At 46.5% G+C, this 11,098-nt stretch carries 9 protein-coding genes and 1 pseudogene; 5 read left to right on the top strand and 5 right to left on the bottom strand.

Going from position 1 to position 11,098, the window contains the following annotated elements:
* Positions 1-134 precede the first annotated feature (134 nt).
* Entirely contained in the window at positions 135-584 is a 450-nt protein-coding gene (locus H0Z23_RS07810; RefSeq protein WP_296868882.1) for a universal stress protein, read from the bottom strand.
* Positions 585-718: 134 nt separating this feature from the next.
* Positions 719-2,779: an aldehyde ferredoxin oxidoreductase family protein gene (locus H0Z23_RS07815; RefSeq protein ID WP_296868883.1), complete on the bottom strand. Its 2,061-nt coding sequence runs from the start codon at positions 2,777-2,779 to the stop codon at positions 719-721.
* Between the two features lie 316 nt (positions 2,780-3,095).
* On the opposite strand from H0Z23_RS07815, the gene H0Z23_RS07820 reads away from it, so the two are divergent.
* From H0Z23_RS07820 to H0Z23_RS07840, 5 genes are read left to right on the top strand one after another with little or no spacing between them, the layout of a single operon-like run.
* A complete protein-coding gene (locus tag H0Z23_RS07820; protein WP_296868884.1) occupies positions 3,096-4,097 on the top strand; it encodes an efflux RND transporter periplasmic adaptor subunit in 1,002 nt (333 codons plus the stop codon).
* Positions 4,097-5,032 (top strand): ABC transporter ATP-binding protein, encoded by a 936-nt coding sequence (locus H0Z23_RS07825; RefSeq protein WP_296868885.1) that lies wholly within the window; start codon positions 4,097-4,099, stop codon positions 5,030-5,032. The genes H0Z23_RS07820 and H0Z23_RS07825 overlap by 1 nt, the downstream gene beginning before the upstream one ends.
* Positions 5,025-5,990, top strand: a complete 966-nt coding sequence (locus H0Z23_RS07830) for an ABC transporter ATP-binding protein (protein WP_296868886.1) — start codon at positions 5,025-5,027, stop codon at positions 5,988-5,990. The genes H0Z23_RS07825 and H0Z23_RS07830 overlap by 8 nt, the downstream gene beginning before the upstream one ends.
* 3 nt (positions 5,991-5,993) lie before the next feature.
* Positions 5,994-7,127 (top strand): ABC transporter permease, encoded by a 1,134-nt coding sequence (locus tag H0Z23_RS07835; protein WP_296868887.1) that lies wholly within the window; start codon positions 5,994-5,996, stop codon positions 7,125-7,127.
* Positions 7,128-7,130: 3 nt separating this feature from the next.
* Positions 7,131-8,252, top strand: coding sequence for an ABC transporter permease (locus H0Z23_RS07840; protein WP_296868888.1), 1,122 nt, complete (start codon positions 7,131-7,133; stop codon positions 8,250-8,252).
* Here the strand turns inward: H0Z23_RS07840 and H0Z23_RS07845 are convergent.
* The 3 genes and pseudogenes from H0Z23_RS07845 to H0Z23_RS07855 all read right to left on the bottom strand — a co-directional run.
* Complete coding sequence (locus H0Z23_RS07845) at positions 8,205-10,004, bottom strand: hypothetical protein (protein ID WP_296868889.1); 1,800 nt, start codon at positions 10,002-10,004, stop codon at positions 8,205-8,207. The genes H0Z23_RS07840 and H0Z23_RS07845 overlap by 48 nt on opposite strands.
* A 4-nt stretch (positions 10,005-10,008) precedes the next feature.
* Positions 10,009-10,764 carry an acyl-ACP thioesterase domain-containing protein gene (locus H0Z23_RS07850; protein ID WP_296868890.1) on the bottom strand — a complete coding sequence of 252 codons (756 nt, stop codon included), beginning with the start codon at positions 10,762-10,764 and terminating at the stop codon, positions 10,009-10,011.
* Between the two features lie 81 nt (positions 10,765-10,845).
* Positions 10,846-11,098: pseudogene (locus H0Z23_RS07855) on the bottom strand (pyridoxal 5'-phosphate synthase glutaminase subunit PdxT); the annotation flags it as partial.

Genomic DNA, 11,098 nt, shown 5'->3' on the forward strand with positions numbered 1-11,098 from the left:
TGCGAAAAAATCGGGTCGGGCCTTTAACTTTGGTGCTTAGCATGGCTTGGAAACAACATCTTCTCATAAAACGCAAAAATAAAGACCAGACCCCAATGATGCGTACGTCTTCAGTTATCCACCCACTCCATAGGTTATCTCCTAGGTCTATACACCAAAACACTGCACGGGGCGTGAGCAACTATCTTGGCTGCAACGCTTCCGATGAAAAACCTCTCCAGGTCCTTCATGCCCCTGTGCCCCACTATGATGAGCTGATATTCCTCATCTTCCTCCGCCAGTTTCACGACTTCATTGTATGGAACTCCTACTATCATGGAGAATTCATGAGGAAAGTCCTCGTTGCCTGTCTCCGCCGCAGCTTCCTCCACCATTTCCTTGAATTCTGCCTCCAAGTCCCTCCTGAACCTCTCGTCATATTCAATAGGAACCGGCATGCCAGGAAAGGCCGTCAATGGATGCTCCTCATACACATGGACAAAATGAAGCATCTGGAGGTTCTCCCTTTTTGCATAATGAAAGGCATACCGCATAAGCTCCCTACTTAAGGCACTACCGTCAATGGCCACAAGAGCCTTTCTCATGAGATTCACTCCCCTCACTTTTTCTATACTCTACTCTAATTAACTACTTCATTTAATCTAACAAAAGTATAACCCTTTTCCAGCAAAATGGGTAATCCGGCAGAAAGCTTACCTCTCCATCTCCTAAGATACGGTCACCTCACCAAATGGCCCAACCCAAGCTCCAGGAGTTTCTCCTCGTTGGGACGACCATTCTCGTCCCAACCCCTGGCATGGTAATACTCCATAAGCATCTTCTCATAATCGGAAATGACACATTCTACCTTTTGAGCGTACTTTCCAAAGGCGGGCTGCCTTAAAATCTTTTCTGGCAAAAGGTCGTCTTCTTTACTTACTCCTTCCCGCACGTTGAAGACCCTTTGAGCGTTATATGCCCTTTCCCCAACCTTAAGAAGCTCTTCTCCTGTAAATTGCTCGCCCGTCAGAGCCGCCATTAAATCTGCCAAGTCATCCACAGTTACCCCGGCATAGGCGTAGAATTTGCAAAAGCCCAAGATATCTGGAAGCATCCCAAAATCATGAAGGATTTTTACCGCCTTCCCCTTGCCCTCTTCTCCATATCTATCCACTTTCTCTGGATCGGGCAGGCCATATGGAATAAGGCCAAAGTCCATCTTGCCGGAATCCCAGGCCATCCCTTCAATTGGGTGAATGTGGTTCATCCCAGTATTGGCAACTCCATAGGATAGGCCCAAAGCCTTGCCCGAACGGGGGTCGTGGGCCGGCCCTTCAAGACCTTTGACATGAACGGCCAGATCTTGAGCCTCTTTCCCAAGCTTCGATGCTGCAGCCCTTACCCCTTCTGCCAAAAGCCCCCCAAGGCCTTCTTTTGAAACTATCTTCCGAAGGAGTTCAAATGATCCTTCCATATCTCCCCACTCAAGAGCCTTCCCATCGTTATCTTCGGGCTTCAATATCCCCTTCTCGAAGCAATCCATGGCGAATGCAAGCACCGAACCGGCCGATATGGTATCGAGCCCAAACTCGTTGCAGAGCCAAGACGCATGAACTGCGGCATCCACGTCTTCGTTTAGCAGATAGGCCGTAAAGGTCGTCATGGTCTCATATTCACACCCCTCATGTAGAGGAGTCTCCCACGGTCCCTTATCCACCTTCGCCTTTCTGCCGCACCTTAAAATGCACCCTTTATAACAGGGTCTAGCCGAAACGAAATTATTATCCTGAAAATATCTGAAGAGCGCTTCACCCTTGCCCCACGAATTAGCTTCCCAGTTTTTGGTAGGAAGGTCCCCTGCTACATCTGCCCTTGCGAGCTCCCCTATAGTGCCTTCGTTGGCCCATACGGCATTCCCGGGGTCACTTATTAGCCTGCGGTTTATATCTCTGCACAGGTTTATAAATTTTTCGGTTTCCGCTATTGGAACTTTTCCTTTTCCCCTTACCGCCACGGCAAGAAGGTTTTTGGAGCCCATAATCGCTCCGGCCCCGCTTCTTCCAGCCGCCCTTGAAGCATCGCCGAACATCACTGATGCGAACTTCACTAGGTTTTCCCCTGCAGGGCCTATGCATCCTACTTCGAAATCACTGCCCAGATTATCTTTTATTGACTCTGTCTTCTTACTGGTACTCAAGGACTTCAATTCAGACCATGGGCGAACCTCCCAGCGGCCTTCATCTATCACCAGGACCGAAGGCTCCTTGGCCTTTCCTGTTATGATTACCACATCCACTCCGGCCTTCCTCAAAGTGGGTCCAAAATCGCTTCCGCTTCTGGATTCCCCCCAAACGCCTGTCAGAGGGGACTTAAAGCACAAATCCACACTGCCGCACCCTGGAGCACCAGTACCAGTCAATGGGCCTGTGGCAATTATCAAAGGAGCCTCACTGCTTAAAGGATCATAATTAGCCTTCGTTTCCTTTAACATTATGTCCGCAGCAAGCCCTGCTCCTCCCATGAAAAGATTCAACGCACCCTCTTCTGCCTCTTCAACTCGACATACGCCAGCAGAAAGGTCTACCTTTAAAATTTTCCCAAACACAGCCTTTAAGCCCTGCACCCTTATCCCCCTCTCCTCTCGGCTATCCTGATTGTCACGGAATAACAGCAGTGGATACGAACAACATTTCGCTTTGGCGAAGGTTGCCCCGCTTGAAGCGAACCTCGCCAGCATGGAAAGCCATATCCTTTGGCACCCATAACGACACACCATCCTGGCATATAAGCCTATAATCATCCTTTCTCTTCGGAGAACCGCCCTGCACGAGGGCTTCCAACCTACTGCATCAGCCGCCGACTCTCACAATTACGACATAGCCCTCGTTGCCCCATTTATCAAAGAGCTTAAGGTCATCGTCCGTTAAGATTAACCGCTCCACTTTACGGGCTTCCACTGCCATCATTCCTCCTTTCTGCGTTTCTGTGTAAGATTAGCATAGCATATTAAGCTCATGCTTTCATTGATGTTCCAATGTCAAACAACTAAAATGATACAAGAAATTGCAAAAACCAAACATACGGCGTTTGAACTCAATCTACGAGGAGGACATCTAATGCACAAGAAAAAACTGGCATTTATACTGGTTATTTTATTTGCCACAGCGAGCTTAGGCTTTGTGTACTTAAGGGGAAAGCCAAAAGAGGCGCAGGATGAAAACATAAATGTCTCCGGCAACATTGAAACAACAGAAGCCAGAATAGGCTTTAAGATAGCAGGAAGGGTAATTGAGCGGCTTGTCGATGAAGGAGATTTTGTCGAAAAAGGCCAAGTCATAGCCCTGTTGGACGACACGGACTTAAAGCATGAATTAACCCTGCGGGAAGCGGAGCTAGAATCAGCGCAAGCGAAACTGGCGGAACTAGAATCCGGATACCGCCAAGAGGAAGTTCAAGCTGCCAGGGCAAGGCTGGAAGGCGCAGTTGCAGAACTGAACTTTCAGAAAAAGGAGCTGGAAAGATTTAAAAAGCTTTTTCAAGAACAGGTGATTTCCAAACAAGAATTCGACCGCATACAGGCAAATTACAAAAACGCCATGTCCAAAGTAGCTGAAGCAAGGCAAAAGCTGAACCTTCTCCTGGCTGGCCCACGATCAGAGGAAATACAACAGGCAAAAGCAGCAGTTGAGCGGGCAAAAGCCCTAAAGGCCCTTGCTGTGGCCAAGTTGAGCTACTCTACCCTCAAGGCCCCCTTCAGAGGAGTAGTGCTGTCAAAAAGTGTAGAACCTGGCGAATATGTGCAGCCTGGCACCCCTATTGTGACCATTGGAAAGCTTGAAAAGGTCTGGCTTAGGGCATATATAAATGAAACAGACCTAGGGAAAGTAAAATTAGGCCAAAAAGCCAAAGTCACCACCGACACTTACCCCAATAAATTTTACTGGGGGAAATTGGCTTTCATCTCTTCTGAGGCGGAGTTTACTCCCAAAAACATCCAAACAGAAGAAGAGCGAGTCAAGTTGGTTTATAGAATAAAGATAGATATCCCTAACCCCAATAATGAACTCAAACCAGGCATGCCTGCAGATGCAGAAATAATATTAAACGAGGGAAACTGATGGAAGCCCAAGTTGTCGCTGAAAACCTGACCAAGATATTTGGAGAGAAAAAAGCTGTAGACCAATTGAATTTAACCGTAAATAAAGGGGAAATTTTTGGCCTTGTGGGGCCCGACGGAGCTGGCAAAACTACAACTTTGAGAATGTTGGTCTCTATCCTTGAGCCATCCCATGGGAATGCATGGGTATGCGGACATCACACCGTTAAGGATGCCGAACGCATCAAAGAAAAAATAGGTTACATGAGCCAAACTTTTGGGCTGTATCAAGATTTATCTGTAGCGGAAAACCTTCAATTTTACTCAGACATTTATTGTGTCCCTAAAAAGAAGCAAAAACAAAGAATGGAGGAACTTCTGGATGCTACAGGCCTTGCCCCATTTAAGAAGCGCCTTGCGGGCCGGCTCTCCGGGGGGATGAAACAAAAACTTGCCCTGTGCTGCGCTTTGGTACACAAGCCAGAAGTTTTGTTTCTAGACGAGCCGACAAACGGTGTTGATCCAGTATCCAGGCGGGATTTCTGGCGCATACTCTATACTCTCCTCAGCGAAGGAGTAACAATTATCTTTTCCACAGCCTATCTTGATGAGGCAGAGCGCTGCAGTCACATAGCCTTGCTCCATGAGGGGAAGCTCCTTGCAGAAGGTACCCCACAAGAAGTAAAAGGCCTTTTCAAAAAAAGCATCCTGGAGGTAACTACTTCGTCATCGCGGAATGCCGTAGAAATACTAAGAAAAGAGGGGTTTGAAAATTTAAGCATTTTTGGGGAAAAGGTCCACATATTTACAGAAAGCCCCAAACAAGCCGCTACCAAAGCAAGAGAAATCCTACAAGCCTCCGGCGAAGAAATAGTGAGTATAAAGGCTATAGAGCCTTCACTGGAAGATGTGTTCTTATCCGTACTTACCGAAAAAGGAGACTCCTCCCATGGCTAAGAATTCACCCACAGAAAGTGCCGTAACAGCAGAAAACTTATCTAAAACCTTCGGCAGCTTTCAGGCTGTTAAAAACGTATCCTTCCAGGTAAAGAAAGGAGAAATTTTTGGTTTCCTTGGCCCAAATGGGGCGGGGAAATCTACCACTATACGCATGCTGTGTGGGATACTTACTCCCTCATCTGGGAAAGGCATAGTGGCTGGATACGATATAACCAAGCAGCCCGAAAAAGTTAAGGAACACATAGGCTACATGAGCCAGCGCTTTTCCCTTTATAACGACCTTACAGTTGAAGAAAACATAGATTTTTTCAGCGGCATTTATGGAATTGACAGGAAAAAGAAAAAAGAGCGCAAGGAATGGGTGCTGGCCATGGCCGGCCTGAAAGAGCACCGGCGCTCATTGACGTCAGAGCTTCCAAGCGGCTGGAAGCAGCGCCTGGCTCTAGGGTGTGCTGTGCTGCACGAACCCCCTATTTTATTTTTAGACGAGCCCACCTCAGGGGTTGACCCTATAAGCCGCAGGCGTTTTTGGGATCTCATATATGAACTGTCTTCAAAGGGCATAACGGTATTCGTCACGACCCATTACATGGATGAGGCAGAATACTGCGACAGGTTGGGCATGATATATGGAGGAAAGCTTATAGCTACTGGAACGCCGCACTGGCTGAAATCCAAATACATGCCCGAGGGGATTCTTGAAATCCTTTGCGACCAACCTCAAAAGGCTCTCAATGCCATACTCAATCTTAGCGAGGTGCAAGATGCCGCTCTCTTCGGCAATGCCATTCACGTATCTGCTGCATCTATCGACAATGCCATTGGCGTAATAAAAAGAGAACTTTCATTAAGGGGAGTGACTGTACAAAATATCTCAAAAATATCCCCTTCGCTGGAAGATATTTTTATTTACCTAACAGAGAACAACAAAGCAAATGCAGAAAGGCGTCCTTGAGCTATGAGAGCAAGAAGGATCCTAGCCGTAGCAAAAAAAGAGTTCATTCACATCATAAGAGACCCAAGGAGCCTTGGCATGGCCATCGCCATACCCATGTTGATGCTTTTACTTTTCGGTTATGCCCTAACGCTGGACGTGGATAACGTCCCACTGGCCGTGTGGGATCAGGATAATACTCCTTACAGCAGGGAGTATATAAGCTACTTCTGCGGTTCCCCATACTTTTCCATGAAGAAAAGGATAGCTAACTACTCTCAATTGGAAGAATCTATTAATAAAGGTGAAGTCCTGGCGGGACTTGTAATACCTGTAGGTTTTGGCGGGAAGATCCATGCGGGGCAAAGAGCTTCAGCACAGCTTATAATTGACGGCAGCGATTCCAACACCGCTACTATTGCCCTTGGGTATGCCGAGGCCATAAATGGAATATTTTCTCGCAAGGTAGCCCTCAAAATTTCCTACAACTCCCGTCGGGTAGATGTGGTAGAGCCCATTAAAATAGTCCCCCGTGTCTGGTACAATCAGGAACTAAAATCCCGAAACTACATAATCCCAGGCCTTATTGCCGTCATAATGATGGTTATTGCCGCTCTTTTAACGTCCCTTACAGTAGCCAGAGAGTGGGAAAACGGCTCCATGGAACAGCTCATTTCGACACCTATAAAAGTAGAGGAGTTCATGATAGGCAAAATGCTGCCCTATTTTGCCATAGCCATGCTGGATGTATTGCTTGCGGTGGTCCTGGGCAAATTCTTATTCAAGGTTCCGCTGCGGGGAAACATTGCCCTTCTCTTTTTCATGGCATCAATATTTCTTACGGGAGCACTCTTCTTGGGGCTTCTCATCAGTATAGCCACAAAGAACCAACTTCTGGCAAACCAGGTAGCTCTCATTACTACATTTCTTCCATCTTTTCTGCTCTCTGGGTTCATGTATTCTATAGATAACATGCCAAAGGCACTGCAAATAATTACTCACGTCATACCTGCACGATATTTCATCTCCTTGCTCAAGGGCATCTACCTGAAAGGGGTAGGGCTAAAAATCCTATATGGCGATGCCATATTGCTGGGCCTTTTTGCAGCCCTAGTGATACTGGCAGCAAAAGTTAAACTAAAAAAGAAGTTGGTGTAGGTCATGTTTAAACGAGTGAGGCATATGCTCATAAAAGAATTTTTACAACTGTTTAGAGACCCGCGCATGAGGGCTGTAATATTAATTGTGCCCGTCGTGCAGCTCGTTATCTTTGGGTACGCCGTTACTACCGACGTGTCAAACATAAAAACTGCAGTAGTAGATATGGACAACTCCTTAGCCAGCCGCGAGCTTCTAAGCAGTTTCGCGCAATCCGGTTATTTTAACCTGGAGCGATTCTGCAAGAGCACAAAAGAAGCGGAGACATTGCTGGATCAAGGCGATATAAAAGTCGCAATAATAATCCGCCATGGATTTCAAAACAAGATCACAGGGGGAAAAACTGCACCTTTTCAAATACTTGTTGACGGCACAGATTCCAATACAGCGAGGATAATCTTAAGTTACGCTTCCAAGATAACTGCAAGTGTCTCCTCAAAAGCCCTCGTAAAGCGGATGGGTTACTCTTCTCCTGTTCCGGGAGGCATAAAGCTGGAAACCAGGACATGGTTCAATGAAAACTTGAAAAGCCGCAACTTTTACGTTCCTGGAGTCGTTGCCATTCTAGTTATGCTGATAACTCTTCTTCTTACCAGCATGGCGGTCGTGCGTGAGAAGGAAATAGGCACCATGGAGCAAATCATAGTGACACCGATAAGACCAGCAGAATTCATAATAGGAAAGACGCTTCCCTTTGCCCTTATAGCCTTTGTAGATATATTTTTGATCGTCACAGTAGCCCTCTTTTGGTTTCACGTGCCTTTCAGGGGGAGTTTCCTTTTGCTGTTTGTATCGGCATTTTTCTACATAATGACAGGGTTGGGCATAGGCCTTTTTATATCAACGGTAAGCAAAACTCAGCAGCAAGCCATGATGGGGTCTTTCTTTTTCTTTTTCCCATCAGTGTTACTTTCTGGATTCATGTTCCCCATCGCAAACATGCCTGAGATGATCCAACTTCTAACCCTCCTCAATCCCTTGCGGTACTTTTTAATAATAGTCAGGGGAATATTTCTTAAAGGCTCAAGCTTGGAGGTACTCTGGCCCCAGATAGCTTCACTTGCTGTTATTGGATTTTCAGCTATAGGGCTCGCCATGGCAAGGTTCAAGAAGAACCTGGGATGACCTCATGATTGCCAAAACCAAAACACAGACCCACGCAGCCTGGCCTTCTTCCTTAAGCACCCGGGAGGCTTCGTAAGCTGAAGCGCCAGACCTGATAACGTCGTCTAACAGGACAACCTTCTTATCTTTCAATCTCACCCCTTCTGCAAGAGTGTAAGCAAACGATAGTGCTTTCCACCGCTCATCCAGCTTCTGGATTTTTTTGATCTCCGGAACGGCTCTTTTCTTCTCAAAGGCATTTTTCAACAACCTGACGCCTGACCGCTTGGCTATTTCCTCTGCGAGCAACTCCAAGGGCTCTTTCCTTCCCCTGCCTCCGAAGGGAGGAACATAAACTAGAAAATGGGGGTTAAGCTCTTTCACTTTGGGAGCCAACATGCCTGCAGCTTCCCTTATGGCCTTTGGTTCCCCATTGTGTTTGCATCTTCTGAAAAGAGCTTCCAAGGGTGATAGGTCCTTTAGGTCTATTTTATTGCACGGCCTTATAACTCCAAGAGCATACCCCTCATCCCAAGGCGCCTTTCCGGGAAAAAATTTCTTGAGGTCCTCCATGGGCTGGTTTTCTCTCGGCTTCTTAACAGCAGCAAGGTGAAGGGCATCTTTCCCCAAGGAATTAACAACCTGGTCTACGGCATCCATCAACATCCTCTTTTTTCTTCTTTCTTCTTCCTCAAAAAGGGTTACCTGAACCATGTCCCTTGGGACAAGGTCTTTCAAAGTAAAGCCTACTTTTCTGTACAAGTAGCCCCACTTGTATATTTTCTTCAGTGCATCCTTTGCCGCTGCAGCCAGGTCATGCGTGCAGTCGCACGGGGTCTTCAACTTTACGTTAGCGCTGTTGTTGTATTGAGGAAGGTCAGTCCTGTAAGGATTGGTGTGAAGGGATACCTGCAGGCTTTTGCATAAAAGCTTTTCCCTCCTAAGAATGAGTGCAGCCTCCTCTACGTGCTCCAGCAGGGTTGTCAATATTTCTTCAAAATCCCTCACCGGCTGTCTGAAGCTTGGAGCAATCTGGATGGATTTTCTGAGCTGTCGCTCTGCAGTGAAGGGGTGGCATACCACTCCTCTTAATTCCTTCCACGTGGACCAAACCGTAGAAGGAAAATTTTCCAAAATCCATTTTTCCTCAGATGCAAACAGATCATAGCCTGAAGCCAGGCCAATTGAGCGAAGTTTGCTGGCAGTTTTCCGGCCTATACCCCAGACCTCTTCTATGGGGATTCTTTTAAGCACCTCTTTAGCCACATCTTCAGAGGATACCCAAAACACTCCTTCGTGAGCTTCTTCCTTTTTCGCTATATATCCAGCTGCCTTGGCCAAGGTCTTGGTACATCCTATGCCTATGGAAACAGGAATTCCTGTCTCTTTCTTTATGAAATTTCGCACTTGCCTGCAAAAGCCCACGGGGTCTTCCTTGTGGATGCCAGTAAGGTGCAGGTATGCTTCATCTATTGAAGAAACTTCTACCTCCGGTACCAAATGGTAAAGGCACCTCATAACTTTACGTGATACTATGCGGTAGTATTCGTGGTCACCCTTTAACACCACAACACTGTTTTTTTGGCAAAGGGCTCTCACCGTAAAAAACGGCACAGCCATTCCTATGCCCAGCGCCTTAGCTTCGTTGGACCTGGCTACCACGCATCCGTCGTTATGGGATAGTACGATGACAGGCCGCCCTTCAAGGGATGGGTCCCTAACTCTTTCGCAGGAAACAAAAAAATTGTTGCAGTCGCATAAGGCTAAAAGCACAGTATCATCGTTCCTCCTGTGCGGTTTTCTCCCACATGCTGTTTATTACGGCCATGGACTGGCCGTCTTTGTCGCCGTAAATATGATGGCGACATAAAATGGAAGAAGACCTTTCATCGATCTCAAGCTCTGAAACTACCAAATCCCCATAGAAAGCTGGCCTTTTGAAGGCTATCTCCACTCCCTTTGGCTCGTATTCTTTTAATATCTTTATAGGAATGGTATCCAGTGCCCACCTTAGGTAATGAACATTGTTGACATGAAAGTTCATATCCAGGTCGGTTACCCCGACCTGGATAGTTTTCTTTATGTTTGCTTTCTGGGGCATTAAAGGCTCCTCGAACGAGACTTCCAATTCATCATCCTTGTTTTCGTAATATGCTTCAGGCATGGCCCTGTCCAACCGTAGGGGTCTTCCTTTGTTAATATCAACCACTATCCAAGATGTTTGAACGGACAAAAGCTCTTTGCCATCTTGGCCTAGCATCTTGAAGGTTCTCAAGGAGTATAGCTTTTTCTCGGGACGGTACCAGGTCTTGATGGTCACTAGGTCGCCCCTTTTAGGCATGGTTTGGTTTGTCATCTTGAACCGATGAAGTACCCACGTCTTGTTTTGCTTGAGCAGGTCTGCAACTGATACTCCCACCTTTGCGGCGTGGTCATCAGCGATATCCTGAAATAAGTTCATGGCACCTGTAAGTTTTAACCTTCCCAAGGCTCCCGCCTGAGAATAACTAATTCTGAAGTTGTGCTCGTACAATTTTAATAGCCTCCTTTTAGGTTTCCACCTCTTTTCAAAGCAGTATTTTCATTTTAACCCTCAAATGAAATATTTGTATCCTTAATTTTTGGTCATGCCAAGAAAATACTCATGCACTCGAGTATCGTCTGTAAGTTCTGGATGGAAAGAAGTTACGAGAACGTTCTTTTGCCTGAGCATCACCGGATAGCCATCCAGCGTGGCCAAAACCTCCACTTCCGGTCCCCACCATGTAACCTGAGGCGCTCTTATAAAGATCGCCTCAAACGGCTCATTGAAGTCCTTTATTTTTATATTCTCGGTAAAACTATCGATTTGCCTTCCATACGCATTT

Origin of the sequence: Thermovirga sp. (assembly GCF_017656375.1) — a bacterium.
In the GTDB taxonomy this organism is placed as follows: Bacteria; Synergistota; Synergistia; order Synergistales; family Thermovirgaceae; genus Thermovirga.